Genomic DNA, 18,664 nt, shown 5'->3' on the forward strand with positions numbered 1-18,664 from the left:
GCATTGACATCTATTTTGGCAAATGTTTACGTAAACATCCTCGTCCTCGAAACAAGGGCAGCCATGAAGATCAGAGCGCTCCTCGCGGCCGCAACTGTGGCCGTCTCCACCCTCTCGGCACCGGTGGCCGCCTCCGCCGCCGCTGCCACCACCACGATCACCATCGATCCGAGCTACCACGGAGCGGAGTGGGAAGGCTGGGGCACCAGCCTCGCCTGGCTCGCCGACGCCACCGGCGGCTACCCCGACGAGATCCGCAACAAGCTCGCCGACATGCTCTACGGCCCGACCGGGCTGAACCTCAACATCGCCCGCTACAACATCGGCGGCGGCAACGCGCCGACGGTCAAGCCCTACCTGCGGCCCGGTGGCGCCGTGCCGGGCTGGTGGAAGGCGCCGGCCACCTACACGCCGGCCGACAAGGACTGGTGGGACCCGGACAACCCACAGCACTGGAACTGGCAGGCCGACCAGAACCAACGCTGGTGGGTGGACAAGATCAAAAAACGGGTCGACCACTGGGAGACCTTCAGCAACTCGCCACCCTGGTTCCAGACCGTCAGCGGATACGTCAGCGGCGGCTTCGACCCGAACACCGACCAGATCCGCACCGAGACGCTCGACGAATTCTCGACCTACCTGCTCCGGGTCACCGAGTTCCTGGAGAAGAAGCACAAGATCAAGGTCGACACCATCGAGCCGCTCAACGAGCCGAACACCAACTACTGGCGTACCACCCTGGGCGCCGACGGCCAGCCCACCGGAGGCCGGCAGGAAGGCGCCCACGCCGGGCCCGCACTGCAGGCCGCGGTGCTCGAGTCGCTCCGCCGCATCGCACCGCACCGCGGCATCGCGGGCCCCGACGAGACCAACCCGGGGACACTCGTCACCGACTGGTACGGCTACACCCCGGCCGCCAAGGAGGCGGTCGACCGGATCAACGTGCACACGTACGGCACCGGCCAGCGGACCAGCGTTCGCGACATCGCCAAGGCCGAGCAGAAGTCGCTCTGGATGAGCGAGGTCGAGGGCAGTTGGGGCAAGGACTTCACCAGCATGGACTCCGGCCTCGGGATGGCCCAGCGGATCATCGACGACCTGCGCGAGCTGGAGCCGACCGCCTGGGTGCTGTGGCAGCCGGTCGAGGACGCCAAGAACATGATCGCCGAGGGCAACCTGCAGTGGGGCGCCATCCATGTCCCGTTCGACTGCGGCAAGAACGACACCCTCGCCACCTGCCCGATCCAGACGAACACCAAGTTCGACACGATCCGGAACTTCACCCACTACATCCGCCCCGGCGACCGCCTGGTGAAGGTCGACGGGACCCGGAGCGTGGCGGCGGCCTCGAAGCGCGGCCTCACGGTCGTCCACAGCAACCCGGCCGTGACCGCCGAGAACGTGACCCTCGACCTGTCGAAGTTCGAGGTCGACAAGAGCGCCAAGGTCACCCCGATCGTCACCAGCGCGAGCGGCAAGCTGGTCAAGGGCACCGCGGTACAGGTCACCGACAAGCGGGTCACCCTCACCGTGCCCGCCCAGTCCGTGACGACCTTCCTGGTCAGCTCGGTCCGCGACGACGGTGAGTCGCACCTGCGGGCCGGCCGCACCTACCGGTTCGAAGGCACCGCCAGCGGACGGTCGATGACGCCGTCCGGCACCGACGTGGTGATCCGCACCAACAGCACCACCGCCGCCGACCAGCTCTGGACCGTGCAGGAGAGCGACGTCCACGAGCGCTACCAGCTGATCAACGCGGGCACCGGCCAGCGGCTGGCCGTCCGTGACGGAGCCGCGGTCGCCGAGACCGCCGGAGCCGTCGACGACGGTGCGCTGTGGCGCTTCTCCAGCACCGGGGACGGCACCTACACCCTCGTCAACGTGGGCGAACGACGACTGCTCGACGTCAACGGGGGTTCCACCGGCGACGGCTCTCGGGTCGGCACCTACATCCCCACCGGGGGGTCGAACCAGCGGTGGAGGCTCAAGGACGAGACGGTCGGGCGCACCGAGATCGCCCTCACCCACACGGTGCCCGGCCAGGCGCCCGTGCTCCCCGCGACGGTGACCGCCGTCCTGCCCAGCGGCGAGAACCGCGCCCTGCCGGTCACCTGGACCCTTCCGCCGGCGGAGAAGTGGAACACGCCGGGCACGGTGCTCGTCACCGGCACCGCGACCGACGCCCTCGGCAAGAAGGTCCCGGCCACCGCGAAGGTGAGCGTCGACGTCTTCACCTCGACGGTGGCCGGCCGCGCCAAGGCCTACGTCGGCGGGACGGCCTCGATGCCGTCCACCGTCACCGCCCTCGGCAAGAACGGCGGCACGGCGACCGTCCCGGTGGTCTGGACAGCCGCGTCGTTCCCGAAGCTGGGCGTGACCGAGGTGACCGGAACCGCCACCGTGGCGCCCGGCCAGACGCTTCCGGCCACCGCCCGGGTACAGGTCACACCCCCGTCCGAAGGCCCGCTGGCGGGGGCCTCGGTGACCGCTTCCTACACCGAGCCCGGCTACTCGACGGCCGGCCTCACCAACGGCGACATCACCGACAAGGCGTGGTCCAACTGGAAGGGGTCCGGCCGCAACCCGGTCGAGACGCTCACCGCGACACTGCCGGCCGGGCGCACGGCGCACCGGGCGGTGCTGCACTTCTACCGGGACAACTCCTCCGGTGGTGGTGTCGCCGCCACCGTCCAGGCCGGTACGGTCTCCGCCGCCGGCTGCCAGGTCGTCGGGTCGCCCATTGCGGTGACCTCGGCTGTCGTCGACATCCCGCTCACTCCGGGCTCGACCTCGTTCTGCCTACGGCTGACCCCGACGCCGGACGGTTACCTGACCGTCTCCGAGCTTCAGGTGTACGCCGCGGCGCCCGGCGTCGGTTCCGACTCGTCGGTCAGCTCGATCCTGGTCGACGGCGTGGCGATCGGGTCGTTCGACCCCGCGGTCACCTCCTGGCAGGTCCCGGCACGTGACCCGTCGTCCGCCCAGGTGACGGCGGTGACCACCGACCCGTACGCCACGGTCGAGGTCACCGGCTCCGGCAAGGCCCGCACCGTCGTCACCACCAGTGAGGACGGCAGCAGCCGGACCACCTACCGCGTCACCCTGGTCCGCCGGGACTGACCCACACCGATCGCCCGGCGCCGACACGGGCACCCCGGTCGGTCCGCATCGTTCTACGATCGTGGATCGGCCGGGGAGGGGACGACCATGCCGGAGATGGCTCCCACGCCTTCCGAGGTCACCGCGGTGACCTTCTGGATGGTGACCGTGATCATGGCGCCGCTGGGGCTGACGGCCGGTCTGGCGCTTCTGCGCCGCGGTCGCGGCCCGGCCGCCCCACCTCCCGTCCGGCGGAGCGCCGGCGGCCTCTGGACGCTCGCCGCCCTCGGCATCGGGGCGCTCGTCCTGGGCGGCACGCTCGACTTCCTGGAGGCCGGTTCCGCCGGCGGCCTCTCCCTGATGGCGATGCACGGCACCGGCACGCCGGTGTACTGGCCGGCGTATGCGCTGGGCGCCACCATGCTGACGATCCTGACTCTGACGCTGGTGCCGCGCCGGGACACGTGGCGGTTCGTCGCCGGTGTGCCAGCCCTGGTCGCCGGTGGGCTGCTGATGGGGCTGCTGCTCCTGCTGTACGGCCGGATCCAGCAGCTCGACGGGCGGTTGGCGGCCGAGTTCCTGCCCACCGTGGCGCCCACCGGGGACCTGAGCGCCGGCGGCCCGGCCTGGCGGGTGAGCGGCGGATGGGTTCTGGCCTTCGCCGGAACGTTCCTGCTCCTGCTGGTCGCCGCCCTGATCGTCGCCGGACCGTACGAACTCGTCCTCGCCGGCGCGCTGGCCGTCACCGCGGCCCTCGCCGCGGCTCGGGCCACCCCGGATCTCAGCTCCTTCTGGGCGGTCCGCGACGGAAAAGTGGAACGGGTCGACTTCTCGCCGTTCGACATCGGCGGCGTCTCCCTGTTGTGGCCGGCGGCGCTGGCCGTGGCGGTGGCTTTGATGTGCGCGATCCCGTTCCTTCCGCACGGGCTCCGTGGACCGGCGACGATCGTCGCCGCCGTCGCTCCCGGGTGGATCGTGCTGGCCGCCCATCCGGCGTACGTCCACGCCAAGGCCGTGCTCCCCGGCATGCTGAGCGCCGAGGGGTTCACCGTCAGCCAGGAGCGGATGGCCGTCTTCACGTACATCTTCCTGGTCATGGCGGTGGTCGCGATCCCGGTCGTCGCGGTGCGTCTGCGGCGCGCGGCCCGTCGCGGGGCGCGGTGGCCGTGGGCTCCCGCCGGCCCCGCCTGACCGCCTGCCGCCGCCGTTCCCGCCCGCCCGCCTGGCTCACCGGCCGCATCGCTATCGAACCGCGTCGGCCGGGGCGGCGGCACGCAGACGGATCCGGACGTCGCCCTCCGGACCGGGCAGTCCTGTGCCGGCGGTCTCGGCGGCGGCCCCGGGGCCCGGCACGGTCGGCGCCGCCTCGGCCGACACCGACGCTGACGCCGTCTCGGCCGTGGGCGCGGGACGCGGCCCGGGATCGGCGATCGGCGCGGCCTCGGATGCCGGCTCCGAGCGGAGCAGCAGAAGCACCATGGCGTCCCAGCAGGTGTGCGCGACGATCGGAAGCAGCAGGCTCATCGAGGTCAGGTACAACGCGGTGAACAGCGCACCGAGCAAGGCCACGGTGATCATGCCGAGCCATCCCTGGTAGGCGTGCGCGGCGGTGAAGACAGCCAGCCCGGCGGCCGCGGCCAGCAGCACCGGAAGGCCGAGCAGGTCCGTTCCGATGGCCAGGAGCAGGCCCCGGTAGATCGCCTCCTCGCCGACGCCCACCGCGACCGAGGCCCCCGCGGCGAGCCAGCGCTCCCCGGTCGTCCGGGGCAGCATCGCCGCCGTCACCAGCGGCAGCGCGCCCCGCCGCGACCGCACGCGGACGAGGATCATCAGCACGAGGAAGCAGCCGGTGAGAAGGTAGCCGAGCCCGTCACCGGCCGGCCACGCCCAGCCCGCCTCCGCGGGCGTCAGGCCGGGGTGGAGCGCGACGATCAGCACCGTGATCCCGGCCAGCATCGCCAGGTTGACGATGCTGTTCCGGAAGAACGCCGCCCGCGCCCCCGGACGGGCGGTCAGCACGCCGAGAAGCTGCCCGCGCCCGCGGACCGCGCGCACGGTGCCCGCGAACACAACCCCGTAGACCGTCACGATCAACACATAGGAGTAGACCGTGGCGCCGTCCGTCATGGGGCACCATCATGATCGATTACTCGCCGTGACATCAATCCGCATCATCGGTGCCGGCCGCAGTGGGCGGCCCTGAAGGGCCGGTCAGCGAATTCGGGCCGTGAGTATCTTCCGCTCCGCCGCATATCACTTGTTCCGGCTTGATTTCGTCCGATGGTCATCGACACCAACCTCTTCTACGGTGGTGCCAGTTCCGAAATGGACAGGGAGATTCGTAGATGAGTCACGACGACGTGGCGCCAACCAGGCGCCGATCGCTCCGGGCCCTCAACGCGGTGGCGATCGCCACCGTGCTGACCATCGCCCCGGCGACCGCCGCTTCGGCCGGTGGTCACGGCCACGGCCACGATGACAAGTGCGCGAAGCAGGCCAACGACACCTACGCCGAAGTTCTCAAGTGTGTGACGGTCGACGGGGTGGTCGAGCACCTCGAACGTCTCCAGAAGATCGCCGACAGGAACAAGGACCCCTACTACCCGGGCAGCCGGGCGGCCGGCACGAAGGGCTACGCGGACAGCGTCAAGTACGTCTCCGGCCTGCTGCGCAAGGCCGGTTACAAGGTCACCCTCGACCCGTTCGAGTTCCAGTTCGTCTTCCCGGCGGTCCTGGACCAGATCACCCCGGCGAGCGCGTCGTACGCGACCGGCGCATTCACCAACAGCGCCCCCGGAGACGTGACCGGCCCGGTGATCCCGGTCGACATCAACCTGACCGGCGACCGCGCCAGCACGAGCGGCTGCGAGGCCGCCGACTTCACCGGCCTGGACTTCAGCGGCGCGAACGACATCGCCCTCGTCCAGCGCGGCACCTGTGACTTCGTGACCAAGGCGCGCAACGCCCAGGCCGCCGGCGCCGAGGCCGTGGTCCTCTTCAACCAGGGCAACGACCCGACCCGGGAGGGCTTGATCGTCGGCACCCTCGGCGAGAACCCCGACGTCACGATTCCGGTGGTCGGCGCCAGCTTCGCCGACGGCTCCGCGCTGGCGGCCGCCGGTTCGACCGCGCACGTGCGGATCCTGCCGTCGGAGACCCGGACGGACGTGAACGTGATCGCCGAGCTGCCCGGCCGGAACCGCGACAACGTCGTGATGACCGGCGCCCACCTGGACAGCGTGACCGCCGGCGCGGGCATCAACGACAACGGCTCCGGCTCGGCCGCGATCCTCGAGACGGCGCTGACCCTGGCGAAGAGCAAGCCGCAGAACACCATTCGGTTCGCCTGGTGGGGCGCCGAGGAGGAGGGTCTGCTCGGTTCCGCGGCGTACGTCGCGGAGCTGTCCCAGGCCGAGAAGGACAAGATCGCGCTGTACCTGAACTACGACATGGTGGCCTCGCCGAACTACATCTTCCAGGTGTACGACGCCGACCAGTCGTCGTTCCCGGCCCCGGTCGTGGTGCCGGAGGGCTCGACCGCGCTCGAGGACCTCTTCGAGTCGTACTACACCTGGAAGAAGCAGCCCTACGACGACGCCGAGTTCTCCGGCCGCAGCGACTACCAGGCGTTCATCGAGGCGGGCATCCCGTCCGGTGGTCTCTTCACCGGCGCCGAGGTGGTCAAGACCGAGGAGCAGGCCGCGATCTGGGGCGGCACCGCGGGCGCGTCGTTCGACCCGAACTATCACCAGGCCGGTGACGACATCACCAACCTGGACCTGAAAGCGCTCGAGCTGAACAGTGACCTGATCGCGTTCGCCCAGCTCACCTACGCCTTCTCGACGGAGTCGGTGAACGGTGTGAAGGGCAAGCCGGTTCCCGGCAAGCCGATCAAGCTGCCGGCTCCGGCCGGTCCGCAGGGCACTTTCAACACCGGTGACGGCGGCGACGAGCACGACCACCGCCCGGAAGCGTAAGAGGCGACAGCAGAAGGCCCGCCCCTTTCGGGGCGGGCCTTCGGTGTCACCGGGACTCAGATGTCGCGGCCGCCGGGCTCGGGAGCCGCCGTCAGGTCCATGAGCTGCTGCTGGACGTGGTTGGTCAGCGCCTCCTGGTAGCTGGTGGCGAGCTGGCCCAGGCGCTCGATCTCGTCCAGCGCCGAGGTCCGCTTCTCCACCAGGCTGTCCATCGCCTCGGTGTGGTTGCGCCGGGCGTCGGCCTCGATCGTCGCGGCCTTGATCTGGGCCTCGCTGACGAGCTGGTCGGACTTGTCCTGAGCGTTGGTGATCAACGACTCGGACTCGCGCTGCGCGTCACGCATGTGCTCGTCGGCGGTCCGCTGCGCCATCATCAGCACCCGCGAGTTGCGGTCGTCGTCGGCGGGGACCGTCGGCATCGCACCGGAGGGGCCCTGGCTGCGGGCCCGCTGGAGCTGGTCCTGGATGTTGCGGGCGTTCTGCTCGGCCCGGGCGCGAGCCTCCTGCAGCCGCTCCAACTGGGCCGCCAGGTCCGCGAATTCGTTGTTGAGCACCATCGTGGCGGCCGGGTTGCCACCCCCACCGCCGCCGCCACGCTGCAGCGTGTCCTTGAGGGAGCCGTTCTCCTCCAGGAGGCGGGTCAGTTCACCCTCGACCTCGTCCAGGAAGGCGTCGACTTCTTCCTCGTCGTATCCACGCTTTCCGATCGGCGGCTTTTTGAACGCCACGTTGTGAATGTCTGCTGGAGTGAGCGGCATCGTGCTCCTCGGTTCCCTTGGTGAGGTCGTGCGGCCAGAAATCCTACGCAACGTCCCCGCGCCCCTGCCGTGGGCATGATCGAACGGGCCTCCTACCCGCAAGAATCCGACCGAGACTACCGGCGCCCGGGAGAACGCGCACGCCCTCGCCGCCCGCATCACACTCATCCGCGGGTTCTTCCGTTCAGCCCACGGCGGACCGCGCGGGTTCTCCCGTTCACCACGCGGCCGGGCGACGGGGCGCGTAGATTCTGTCAGTCATGAAGGCGAGACGATTCGGCGTCGCGCTCCTGCTGGTCGGCTTCGGGCTGGGCCCGGTCGCCCCGGCGCCGGCGGTCGCCGCCCCGAGTGACGGACGGCAGTTCAAGCAGGGTTACCAGGACGGTTTCGACCGGGGGCTGCAGGCCGCCCGGGACGATTGCGAGAAACCGGCCCGGGCCGAGACTTTCAAGATCACCGACTACACGCGCGGTTACGTCCTCGGCTTCGACCGGGGCTTCGACGCGGGCGCGGCGGATTATTGCCCGATCGACTAGGTTCTGTGCCGCTGCTCACGAGACCCACGAGACAGAACCCAGCGCGTCGTCAGTGCCGCGAAACGGCTTGTTCAGTGCCGGAAGACGGCTTGTCAGTGCCAGAAGACGGCGACGGCGGCGTTCACCACGGTGAGCGTGATGATGCCGATGAAGTGACCCTTGTTGACGTCCTCGCGCTTACGCGGGATGAAGACCATGATGAAGATCAGCACGGCGAAGAGCAGCTTGACGCCGAGCTTGACCGGGCTCGGCTCGTCGTCGCCGCCCCCACGCAGCGGCGCGGACAGCGCGATGCCGCTGGCGAGCTGGATGATAGATCCCCAGAGGATCGCCGGGTTGATCCGGAACTTGCCGGACACGAACTGGGTGACGGCGCCGCCGAGCAGCAGCGCGAACCCGACCAGATGAATGAAGAGCAGAATCAGCCGCAATGCTTCCACGATGCGGAAGCTTGCCAGGGCGTTCACCTGCGGATGACCTCGGGGTACGGCCGGCCGGCGACGTCGGCGGCCGGTTCCGTCGATCATCGATGCCACGCCTCGGCCATCACGGCCGGCCTCGGAGAAGCCGGCGAACCGCGCCCACCCCGTCAGCTCACCGATGCGGCACACTTTTCGCCTTCGCGAATCCACGGCCCTCCGGACGCCCGGCGGGCGCGGCGTGACGCCGTCCAGGACGCCCGGCAGGCGCGGCGTGACGCCGTCCAGGACGCCCGGCAGGCGCGGCGTCACGCCGTCCAGGACGCCCGGCAGGCGCGGCGTACGCCGTCCAGGACGCCCGGCAGGCGCGGCAGGCGCGGCGTGACGCCGTCCGGCGAGGCCGTCATCGCCGGCTGGTCACCGAGACTGAAGGAATGTCGACTCACCACGCGATGGCTGCCCTCGAACTCATCGGCATCTTCGTGTTCGCGATCTCCGGCGCCCTGACCGCCATCCAGAAGGGGTTCGACGCCGTCGGGATCCTCATCCTGGCGGAGGTCACCGCGCTCGGTGGCGGCGTGGTCCGCGACGTCATCATCGGCGACACGCCGCCGGCCGCGTTCCGGGACGTCTGGCTGCTGCTGGTGCCGGTGGCCGCCGCGACGGTCGCGTTCTTCGCCCACCCGGTGGTGGAGCGGCTCACCTTCGCCGTGCTGCTGTTCGACGCGGCCGGGCTGGGGCTGTTCTGCGTCACCGGAACCCTGAAAGCCCTCGACCACGGCCTCGGCCCGGTGCAGTCCGCGGTCCTGGGCGTGACCACCGCCGTCGGTGGCGGTCTGCTGCGGGATGTCATCGCCCGGCAGACCCCGGCCCTGGTCAAGGTCGACACCGACCTCTACTCGATCCCGGCGATGCTCGGCGCCGCCACCGTGACCGTCGCACACCGCCTGGACCTGCCGATGTCGGTGGCGGCGCCGGCCGCGGCGGTGGCCGTGTTCGCCTTCCGGGTGATCGCCATGGTGCGGCACTGGACGGCGCCGCAGGCGTGGACCCGCCGCCGGGCCGGCGAGGCGTCAGGCTGACCCCGGCCCGCTACCGGCCGGGCAGCAGCAGGGTCTTGCCGGCGAGCCGGCCGGTCTCGGCCTCGTCGTGGACGGCGGCGAGGTCGGCGAGCGGCCGCCGGCCCGCGATGTCGATACCGACCGTGCCGGCCTCCACCAGCGTGAGCAGGGCGGCCAGGCCCGCGGTGTCGTGACGGACGATGAAGTGCGCCGCCCGGAAACGGCCCGCCGGAAGCCGGCCGGCCGGGGTGGTCGCCGACACCAGCACACCCCCGGGCCGGATCAGCGCCGCGTGCTCGGGATCGGCCGGAACCAGGTGGATCAACGCGTCGACCGGCCCGATCTCCGCGCCGCCGGGCGGGCCGGGGCGGGAACCTCCGGCGGGCGAGAGTCCGCCGGAGCCCGTCTCGCCGGCGGGCAGGACGTGGTGGGCGCCCGCGGCTCGGGCGGCTTCCATGGTGCGCGGGGTGGCGACGGCGATGACGTACGCGCCGGCGTGCCGGGCGAGCTGGATGGCGAACCGGCCGATCGCGCCCGCCCCGTTGACCAGCACCCGCTGCCCGGCCGTGACGGCGGCGTGCTCGAACACGGCCTGCCACGCGGTGAGCCCGGCGATCGGCAGGGCGGCGGCGTCTTCGAGGCTGACCCCGGCCGGGACCGGGACGAGCACGTTCGCGGGCGCGACGGCGTAGTCGGCGGCGGCTCCACCGTCCAGGCGGCCGATCACCCGGTCGCCGACGGCGAGGCCCACGGAGTCCCCGGCCGCTCCGCCGGCAGGCGCCGCCACCCCGCCGGCAGGCGCCGCCACCCCGCCGGCAGGCGCCGCCACCCCGCCGGCAGGCGTCGCTGCCCCGCCGGCAGGCGCCGCCGGGCCGACGGCGGCGACGGTTCCGGCGACGTCGAGGCCCATGGTGTACGGCAGTTCGACCGGCACGATCGACCGCAACAGGCCACGCCGCAGACCGGCCTCGGACGGGTTGAACGTCGTCGCGGCCACCCTGATCAGGACCTCACCGGGGCCGGGAGCGGGTTGTTCGATCCGGTCCAGCCGGATCACGGTCGGCTCGCCGTACCCGTGCATGCGCATCGCTCTCATACGGTTCACCGTAGGCAGCCGGTTGAGGACGATGAATGCTTCACGATCTCGATTTCCTATGCGATCGTCTCGCGTATGGACGTGTTGAGCGACGTGCTCGCGGTGATGCGAACGGGCCGGGTCCGGTCGGCGCAGGTGGCCTGGCACGCGCCGTGGGCGCAGGAGTTCGCGCCGGTGCCGGGCTCGGCCGGCTTCCATGTGGTGCTGCGCGGTTCCTGCCGCCTGCTCCAGGACGGCGCGGAGCCGTTGGCGCTGGGCGCCGGTGACATCGTGTTCCGTCCGCACGGCGGCGGTCATGTCCTCGCCGACTCCCCCGGCACCAGGCCGGTCGCGCCGGCCTGCGACCCGGCCGAGATGGGCGACCTGCCGGCCTTCGCGGTGGTCGGCTCGCCCGCGTCCGCGGACGCCACGGTGACCCTGTGCGGCGCCTACGAGCTGGACCCGGAACTGGTGCACCCGCTGATCGCCGACCTGCCGGAGCTGATCCACGTCCCGGCCCAGTGGGGCCGGCATCCGCACCTGCGTGCCACCGTGGACCTGCTGGCCGCCGAACTGGCCACGCCCGGAGCGGGCAGCGCCGCGCTGATCCCGGCGCTGCTCGACACGATGCTGGTCTATCTGCTGCGCACCTGGCTGGTCGGCGAGCATCCGACCGGCTGGGCGGCGGCACTGGCCGACCCGGTGACGGGCGCGGCCCTGCAGGCGATCCACCGCGAGCCGGAACGGGACTGGACGGTGGCCGCGCTGGCGGCGGAGGGCGGGCTGTCCCGGGCGCCGTTCGCCCGCCGGTTCACCGACCTGCTGGGCCGGCCACCGATGACATATCTGACGTGGTGGCGGCTGACGGTCGCGGCCGGGCTGCTGCGGCGCACCGACACGACGGTCGGCGCGATCGCCGGGCAGGTGGGTTACGGGTCCGAGTTCGCCTTCGCGGCCGCGTTCAAACGCCGTTTCGGCATCCCGCCCGGCCGCTACCGGCGGCACGCCCGAGGTTGAGAGCGGCCCCGCCCGGCCGCCACCGGCGGCACACCCGAGGTTGAGAGCGGCCCCGCCCGGCCGCCACCGGCGGCACACCCGAGGTGGAGAGCGGCCCAGCCCTCGCGCCGGGGTCCAGCCCGGCGGCCGCGAGACGGCCGGGAGGGGGCCGGGCGTCGCGCGGTGGTGCGGGACGGGCTGGTTCGGCGGGGCGCCGGTGGCCGTACCCCGCCCATGGGTTTGCGGCAGGTGAGGGAGAGCGGGCGGGGACCGCCGTGATCGGCGGCGGGCGAGGTCAGGAGGCGGGGGCGTCGTAGCGGTCGCGGATGAAGCGGCCCAGGCGGCTGGCGAAGCGTCCGATCGTGGCGGCCGCCGGGTGGCGGGAGTCCCAGGCGGCGCGCAAGCGGATGCAGAGGCGGCGATCCCCGACGTCCACGGCCAGGGGGATAAGGCCGAAGCGAGGGTCGTCGGAGGCGACCGCGATGCCGCGGCCGGCGGCGGCGAGGGCCTGCGCGACGGTGCCGTTGGCGGCTTCGATCGCGGGGCGGTGACCGGTCGCCACCGCGTCCAGCGCCTGCCGCGCGGTGAAGGTGGGCGGCAGCAGTATCAGCGCCGCCCCGAGCAGGTCGTCGAGAGCAACGCTGCCGCGGTGGGCCCACCGGTGGCCGGCGGGAACGTAGGCCCAGACCGGGAGCACCGCGAGCGCCGTCTCGTGAAACGACGCTCCTGCCGGGACCGTGCCGATCGCCAGGTCGGCGCCGAGCCGCAGCGTCTCGGCCGGAGACAGGCCGTCCGAGCCGAGCACGTCGGTGGTCGGATCGTCCGGGGCGAGCGTGGCGATGAACGGCGCGACCACATCGGTCAACGTCACCGTCGGTGCGCCGATGGTGAGGCGCTCCAGGCGGCCGTTGGCGTGCAAGGACGCCGCCAGTTTCAGTGTTTCGGCACGTTGCAGCAGGTCACGGCCCAGCGGGAGGAGAGCCCGGCCGGTCGTCGACAGTTCTAGCCGGCCGCGGTCCCGGTCGAAGAGCCGCACCCCGAGGTCCTTCTCCAACTGCCGTAGCTGACGGGACAGCCCTGGTTGGGTGAGATGGAGCTTCGCGGCCGCGCCACTGACCGTTCCCGCTTCCGCCGTTTCCACGAAATACCGGATATGGCGTAGCTCCATCATGCCTCCTCGGCATAGTCACGCTGCCGAGATGGTAATGGACGGGCATGGCTCCCGGGCTGAGACTTGTCGGCGTGATCGCGGCCGCTTCCCAGGAGATCCGATGACGTTTTCCGTGCTCGACCCGGCCTCACTGCTCGTCGTCGGCACCGTCCCCGATCAGGGCCTCACGGACGCCCGTTCCGCTGTCGACGCTGCTGCTCGGGCATTCCCGGCGTGGCGGAGGACCCCGCCCCGGCGGCGGTCGGAGATCCTGCACCGGGCGTTCGAGCTGATGATCCGCGACCGGGACGAGCTGGCGCGGCTGATCAGCCGGGAGAACGGCAAGTCACTGCCGGACGCGACCGGCGAGGTCACGTACGCCGCCGAGTTCTTCCGATGGTTCGCCGAGGAGGCCGTCAGGCCGGGCGGAGACTTCGGGGAATCGCCGGCCGGCGGCACCCGCACCCTCGTCACGCACCGCCCGGTCGGTGTCGCCGCCCTCGTCACGCCGTGGAACTTCCCGGCCGCGATGATCACCCGCAAGATCGGCCCGGCGCTGGCGGCCGGCTGCACCGCGGTGGTCAAGCCGGCCGCCGAGACGCCGCTCACCGCGCTCGCCATCGCCCGCCTGCTCACCGAGGCCGGACTGCCGGACGGCGTGATCACGGTGGTCACCACCACCGACTCGTCCGGTGTCGTCGGCGCCTGGCTGAACGACGAGCGGGTCCGCAAGATCTCCTTCACCGGCAGCACCGCGGTCGGCCGCGTGTTGCTGCGGCACGCCGCCGGCCGGGTGGTCAACTCGTCGATGGAACTGGGCGGCAACGCGCCGTTCATCGTCGCCGACGACGCCGATCTGGACGCCGCCGTGGCCGGCGCGATGATCGCCAAGTTCCGCAACGGCGGGCAGGCGTGCACCGCGGCGAACCGCTTCTACGTGCACTCGTCCGTTCTTGAGGCCTTCGTCTCCCGCTTCGGCGCCGAGGTGGAGAACCTGACCGTCGGATCCGCCGCCGACGGGGCCGCGATCGGGCCGTTGATCAGCGCGGCAGCCCTTCGCCGGGTGACCCGGACTGTCGACGAGGCCGTCGCGGCCGGTGCCCGGATCAGCCACCGGGCCACGCTGCCGGACGCGCCCGGTCACTTCTATCCGCCGACCGTGCTGGTCGACGTGCCGGTCGGCGCGGCGATCCTCAAGGAGGAGATCTTCGGGCCGGTCGCGGCGATCACCACCTGGACGTCCGACGACGAACTGCTCGACCTGGTCAACGACAGCGAGTACGGCCTGGCCGCGTACGTCTACTCCGGCGATCTGGCCCGCGCCCTGCGCCTCGGCGAAGCCGTCGACGCCGGCATGGTCGGCATCAACCGTGGCCTGGTGTCCGACCCGTCGGCGCCGTTCGGCGGCGTCAAGCAGAGCGGGCTCGGCCGGGAGGGAGCGCGCGACGGACTGCGCGAGTTCCAGGAGACCCAGTATCTGAGCGTCGACTGGCCCGCGTGACGCCGTCCCGCCGGCCCTGGGTGGGGGGCGCCATCGATCCGGCCGCATAGCCGGACACCACCCCGATGAGTGGCCGGCTCCGGGCAGCGCGGGAAACGTCGATCCGCGTTCGCCGATGCGTGGGCCGTGACGCAGGTCGCCAACGAACGGTTAGAAATCCGACCGGCCGGTCGGATAACGTCGTTGCGATCACAAGCGGTTTCTTCAGCGAGGGCACCACATGACACGCTACGTAGCGATCGGCGACAGCTTCACCGAAGGCCTCGGCGACACCCTGCCCGACGGCACCGAACGCGGCTGGGCCGACCTGGTCGCGGCCGGCCTCGCCACCGAAGGCCCCGTGGAGTACGCGAACCTCGCCATCCGTGGCCGCCTCATCGAGCCGATCGTCAACGACCAACTCGAAGCCGCCCTCGCCCTCTCCCCGGCGCCCACGCTGCTCTCCTTCAACGGTGGCGGCAACGACATGCTGCGCCGCGGCGCCTCCGTCGACCGTCTCGTCGCCTTCACCGAGCAGGTCATCCGCCGCTGCACCGACGCCGGCGTCCGGCTGCTCCTGCTGAGCGGCGCCGACCCGTCCGACCACCTCCCGTTCGGCAGCACCTTCCGCCACCGCGGCGAGGCCCTCACCGCCGCCGTCGAAGCCCTGCTCCCCCTCGACGGAGTCACCTTCGTCGACTGTTTCCGCGACGTGGAACTGCGCCGCCACGTCTACTGGTCCCCCGACCGCCTCCATCTGAACGCCGCCGGTCACCGGCGCGTCGCCTCGCTGATCCTGGCCGGCCTCGGCCACAACGTCCCGCCGCACGTCCTCGACCCCGGCCCGGCGCCCGCTTTCCGCCTGCTCGCCGAGGCGCGCTATTACGGCCAGCACGTCGTCCCGTGGATCAACCGCCGCTTGCGGGGCCGATCCTCCGGCGACAACCGCCTCCCGAAGTACCCCACCTGGACCCCCATCACCGCCTGACCAGCACTCGCCTGCCCAGTCCGGCCGTGCCACCGCACGTCCCAGCTTCGGCCCGCATCCACCACCCCACCCAGCCGTAGCCGTGAGGTGCCACCGCGCGCCCACAACACGCGCCGACTACGGCACGCACTCGGTTCACACCGCACGACGTGGGGTTCATCGTCACCGCGCTACGCGCTCCCGGGCCTGGCACCGCGCACGAGCGGACTGGCGGACTGGCGGACTGGCGGTGCACGATGGACGCTGCGGCCACCTGAAACAGTGACCTTGATGCGCCAACCACCGATGTAGGTGGTCACCGCTTCAAGATCGCGGGTTCCGGGAGCGCGGACAAGTGGAACCGGAGCGGTGCGAGACCAGGCGGTGGTGGGGGCCGGGTGGGTGGGGTCAGGCCTGCGGCAACACCCGGGCAATCTTGATCGAGGAGTTGGACGAGCCCGCCGCCGGATAGGCGACGCTCCCATCCGCGTAGGCCTTGAAGGCCTGGTAAGAGTGGTCCGCGACGCTGATCGAGAGCCGCCCGCCCACAGCCTTGCCGGTGTCGGCGTCGTAGACCTGAGCGGCGATGGAGGACCCGGACTGCCAGGCGAGCAGCATCCGGTCGGCGCCGTAGGAGACCAGGTGCGGGTGAGCCGACGAGATGCCGGTTTTGATGGTGCTGGTGGACTTGCCGGTGGTGAACCGTTCCAGCCGGACGGTGCCGCCCTGGCTCCAGGCCGTCCAGTACCCCTTGGTCTTGGCGAGCACCAGGTCGCCGCCGAAAAGGGTGCCGTCGCAGGATCCGGCGGCGACGGTGCGGTACGGGTTGGGCTGGGCGATCCGGCAACCGTTGTCGGTGGCGCACACCGTGACGAACCGCTTGGTGTCGGGGTCCCAGACGATGCGGGACGTCCAGGAGTGGCTGCAGCCGACCTCGAAGGCGTCCTTGTGGTTGGCGACCAGTTTCCCGTCAGCGTTCACCACCTGCATCCGGTCGCCTTCGTGGACGTCGACGCAGTTGCCGTTCTTGACGGTGATGGCCACGCCGAAGTAGGCGGCGTAGTCGGAGCCGTTGGTGGCGAGGCGGCCGTGGTGCTGGTACCACCAGATGAAGCGGGCGCCGTCGTCGTACCCCGTGCGGTCGCCGGTCAGGTTGGTGACCTGACGTTCCCAGGCGAGCTTTCCGTCGTTGTCGAACCGGATCATGTGCATGGTGTTGCACGGGCTGGACTCGCCACCGCAGAGCGGGCCGCTGCCGCAGTCGCCTTTGCGGGTGAGCAGGATGACGCCGCCGTTCGCGTCGGCTTGGACGTCCTGCAGGTCGATGCCGGTGAAGCTGGTGGGCGTACCGGTCAACTCGTCGTCGCAGCCGAGCTCGCCGAGGTGGATCTTGCCGTCGGTGCCGAGCCAGGCGAGCCAGGAGCCGCCGTCGGGGCGGGCCGCGATCGCCATCGGCAGCTTCTCGGTGTCGCCCTCGGATCCGTAACCGACCACCTTGGTGGGCAGCTTGACGTCGGTGATCCGGGCGGTGGGGGCGGCGGAGGTCTTGCGGGCGCATCCTGCGGCGGCGGTGGCCGCGGATGCCGGGGCCCCCGGAGCCGACGGTCCCGCGGGGGCCGAGAGGGCGCCGGTGGAGGCGGCGGGGGCCGGAGACGCACCGGGCGGCAGTGCGGCGCCGTCGGCGACCTGTCGGCCGGGGACCGCCGCGTCGGGGGCCGGCGAGGCGGTCGACGGCTCTCCGGCTGAGCACGCTCCCATGACAAATGCGGCGAGAGCGGCAACCGATGCCGCCAGCAGGGATCTCCGGGCTCGCATGTCCTTTTCCTCGTTTGTTTTAAGTTTTTCTTAGGGGCGACTTAATCAACGCGTCATGATCGGCACATCGACAGACCTTACCGGTGTCCGGCCGCTCATCAAACCGCCACCCACCCGTCGCCCGAATGCGGTTTCCCCCTTCTCCACCTGCGCGGAATCATGCTGGCCAATATGAGCATCGGAGGATCGATGTCCCGGCCGCGTATTTCCGTCGTCATTCCCGCATACAACGAAGAGTCAATGATCGGCCCCTGCCTGCAAGCCGTTCTCGGGCAGTCGCGGGCCGCCGACGAGGTGATCGTCGTCGACAACAATTCGACCGACCGTACGGCGGAGATCCTGCATGATTTCCGGGAGAGTGTGATCGTGCTCGGTGAGCCGCGGCAGGGCGTGCAGCACGCCCGCAATCGAGGGTTGAACGCGGCGACCGGCGACATCATCGTGCGGATCGACGCGGACACCCGGTTGCCGGAGAACTACCTGGCCGAGGTGGTGGCCACGTTCGGCGACCCGTCGGTGGACGCGGCGACGGGCCCGGTGCGCTACTACGACGTGAGGTTGCCGCGAGTGGCGGCCCGGGGTGACGCGCTGGTCCGTGGCCTCTGGACGGTGCCGAACGGCCGGCTCGACTGGATCTTCGGCGCGAACATGGCGATCCGCCGGCCGATCTGGGAGGCGGTAGCGGCCGGCCTCTGCGCCGACGAGCTGTTCCACGAGGATCTGGATCTCGGCATCCACCTGCGGGAGGGCGGTTTCTCGGTGTTCTACGCCCGGCGCCTGGTGGCGGGCACGTCGTCGCGCCGGGTCAAGGGCGACTTCGCCGGGTTCCGGGAGTACCTGCTGATGACCGAGCGCGGTTACGCCCGGCACATCGGCCGCCTGCGGCGGGGGTCGTTCGCCCGCGCCTGGGTCACCGCCCGTCTCCTGCTGGCGATGTACCCGGTGATGCGCCGGCTGCACGCCGGCCATCAGCGCCGCAACGGGTCGCCCATGGCGCTGGCCCGCAAGAACCCGATGTCGAGCGCCTGCGAGTAGACCGCGATCCGTGGACGAGGCCACCGGATTCACCGGACCGCGATCGGGCTGGTGCAGATCCCGTGCATCGAGCGCACCGGCATGGGCGCGGTCAAGGCGGTCACCGCCGCCCGGATGGCGCTGCGCGGCGACGGCCGTCATCACGTCTCCCTCGACAAGGTCATCAAGACCATGAAGGAGACCGGCGCGGACATGAAGGACAAGTACAAGGAGACCTCTCGCGGTGGCCTCGCCGTCAACGTCATCGAATGCCGAATGCTTCGACTTCTTGACAAGAAAGTTACAGGCATCAACAC

Annotated in this window: 16 protein-coding genes and 1 pseudogene; 10 read left to right on the forward strand and 7 right to left on the reverse strand. The window is 71.1% G+C overall.

Annotation, left to right across the window (positions count from 1 at the left end; translation table 11 throughout):
* The first annotated feature begins 63 nt into the window (after positions 1 to 63).
* Together QLQ12_RS24655 and QLQ12_RS24660 are read left to right on the forward strand one after the other, a co-directional pair.
* Positions 64 to 3,120, forward strand: coding sequence for an RICIN domain-containing protein (locus tag QLQ12_RS24655; protein ID WP_282762810.1), 3,057 nt, complete (start codon positions 64 to 66; stop codon positions 3,118 to 3,120).
* A 96-nt stretch (positions 3,121 to 3,216) separates the two neighbouring features.
* The gene (locus QLQ12_RS24660; RefSeq protein ID WP_282762811.1) at positions 3,217 to 4,290 is read left to right on the forward strand and encodes a hypothetical protein; all 1,074 of its coding nucleotides are present in this window, start codon (positions 3,217 to 3,219) and stop codon (positions 4,288 to 4,290) included.
* Between the two features lie 51 nt (positions 4,291 to 4,341).
* Here the strand turns inward: QLQ12_RS24660 and QLQ12_RS24665 are convergent, their stop codons facing one another.
* Positions 4,342 to 5,226: a CPBP family intramembrane glutamic endopeptidase gene (locus QLQ12_RS24665; RefSeq protein WP_282762812.1), complete on the reverse strand. Its 885-nt coding sequence runs from the start codon at positions 5,224 to 5,226 to the stop codon at positions 4,342 to 4,344.
* 218 nt (positions 5,227 to 5,444) lie between these two features.
* Between QLQ12_RS24665 and QLQ12_RS24670 the strand changes: the two genes are divergently transcribed.
* Positions 5,445 to 7,076 (forward strand): M28 family metallopeptidase, encoded by a 1,632-nt coding sequence (locus QLQ12_RS24670; RefSeq protein ID WP_282762813.1) that lies wholly within the window; start codon positions 5,445 to 5,447, stop codon positions 7,074 to 7,076.
* Positions 7,077 to 7,132: 56 nt separating this feature from the next.
* On the opposite strand, the gene QLQ12_RS24675 is transcribed toward QLQ12_RS24670, so the two are convergent.
* Positions 7,133 to 7,834: a DivIVA domain-containing protein gene (locus QLQ12_RS24675; protein WP_282762814.1), complete on the reverse strand. Its 702-nt coding sequence runs from the start codon at positions 7,832 to 7,834 to the stop codon at positions 7,133 to 7,135.
* 260 nt (positions 7,835 to 8,094) lie between these two features.
* On the opposite strand from QLQ12_RS24675, the gene QLQ12_RS24680 reads away from it, so the two are divergent.
* Complete coding sequence (locus QLQ12_RS24680; RefSeq protein WP_282762815.1) at positions 8,095 to 8,370, forward strand: hypothetical protein; 276 nt, start codon at positions 8,095 to 8,097, stop codon at positions 8,368 to 8,370.
* 92 nt (positions 8,371 to 8,462) lie between these two features.
* On the opposite strand, the gene QLQ12_RS24685 is transcribed toward QLQ12_RS24680, so the two are convergent.
* A complete protein-coding gene (locus QLQ12_RS24685; RefSeq protein ID WP_282762848.1) occupies positions 8,463 to 8,810 on the reverse strand; it encodes a hypothetical protein in 348 nt (115 codons plus the stop codon).
* A gap of 287 nt (positions 8,811 to 9,097) precedes the next feature.
* Positions 9,098 to 9,235 carry a hypothetical protein gene (locus QLQ12_RS24690; protein ID WP_282762817.1) on the reverse strand — a complete coding sequence of 46 codons (138 nt, stop codon included), beginning with the start codon at positions 9,233 to 9,235 and terminating at the stop codon, positions 9,098 to 9,100.
* On the opposite strand from QLQ12_RS24690, the gene QLQ12_RS24695 reads away from it, so the two are divergent.
* On the forward strand, positions 9,224 to 9,871 hold the full coding sequence (locus QLQ12_RS24695) for a trimeric intracellular cation channel family protein (protein WP_282762818.1): 648 nt from the start codon (positions 9,224 to 9,226) through the stop codon (positions 9,869 to 9,871). The two genes, QLQ12_RS24690 and QLQ12_RS24695, sit on opposite strands and share 12 nt — an antisense overlap.
* A gap of 10 nt (positions 9,872 to 9,881) precedes the next feature.
* On the opposite strand, the gene QLQ12_RS24700 is transcribed toward QLQ12_RS24695, so the two are convergent.
* Positions 9,882 to 10,946 (reverse strand): NADP-dependent oxidoreductase, encoded by a 1,065-nt coding sequence (locus QLQ12_RS24700; protein ID WP_282762820.1) that lies wholly within the window; start codon positions 10,944 to 10,946, stop codon positions 9,882 to 9,884.
* Between the two features lie 75 nt (positions 10,947 to 11,021).
* On the opposite strand from QLQ12_RS24700, the gene QLQ12_RS24705 reads away from it, so the two are divergent.
* Positions 11,022 to 11,942: an AraC family transcriptional regulator gene (locus QLQ12_RS24705; RefSeq protein ID WP_282762821.1), complete on the forward strand. Its 921-nt coding sequence runs from the start codon at positions 11,022 to 11,024 to the stop codon at positions 11,940 to 11,942.
* Between the two features lie 274 nt (positions 11,943 to 12,216).
* On the opposite strand, the gene QLQ12_RS24710 is transcribed toward QLQ12_RS24705, so the two are convergent.
* A complete protein-coding gene (locus tag QLQ12_RS24710; RefSeq protein WP_282762822.1) occupies positions 12,217 to 13,089 on the reverse strand; it encodes a LysR family transcriptional regulator in 873 nt (290 codons plus the stop codon).
* Positions 13,090 to 13,192: 103 nt separating this feature from the next.
* Here QLQ12_RS24710 and QLQ12_RS24715 point away from each other — a divergent pair, with 103 nt between their 5' ends.
* Positions 13,193 to 14,572, forward strand: coding sequence for an NAD-dependent succinate-semialdehyde dehydrogenase (locus QLQ12_RS24715; protein ID WP_282762823.1), 1,380 nt, complete (start codon positions 13,193 to 13,195; stop codon positions 14,570 to 14,572).
* 220 nt (positions 14,573 to 14,792) lie between these two features.
* Positions 14,793 to 15,539: an SGNH/GDSL hydrolase family protein gene (locus QLQ12_RS24720; protein ID WP_282762824.1), complete on the forward strand. Its 747-nt coding sequence runs from the start codon at positions 14,793 to 14,795 to the stop codon at positions 15,537 to 15,539.
* A 387-nt stretch (positions 15,540 to 15,926) separates the two neighbouring features.
* Here the strand turns inward: QLQ12_RS24720 and QLQ12_RS24725 are convergent, their stop codons facing one another.
* A complete protein-coding gene (locus tag QLQ12_RS24725) occupies positions 15,927 to 17,333 on the reverse strand; it encodes a hypothetical protein (protein ID WP_282762825.1) in 1,407 nt (468 codons plus the stop codon).
* 189 nt (positions 17,334 to 17,522) lie between these two features.
* Here QLQ12_RS24725 and QLQ12_RS24730 point away from each other — a divergent pair, with 189 nt between their 5' ends.
* Both QLQ12_RS24730 and QLQ12_RS24735 read left to right on the forward strand, forming a co-directional pair.
* Complete coding sequence (locus QLQ12_RS24730) at positions 17,523 to 18,368, forward strand: glycosyltransferase (RefSeq protein ID WP_282762849.1); 846 nt, start codon at positions 17,523 to 17,525, stop codon at positions 18,366 to 18,368.
* Positions 18,369 to 18,413: 45 nt separating this feature from the next.
* Positions 18,414 to 18,620, forward strand: a pseudogene (locus QLQ12_RS24735) (L-serine ammonia-lyase, iron-sulfur-dependent, subunit alpha); the annotation flags it as partial.
* Positions 18,621 to 18,664: the final 44 nt, after the last annotated feature.

This window comes from Actinoplanes sandaracinus (genome assembly GCF_030009775.1).
In the GTDB taxonomy this organism is placed as follows: Bacteria; Actinomycetota; Actinomycetes; order Mycobacteriales; family Micromonosporaceae; genus Actinoplanes; species Actinoplanes sandaracinus.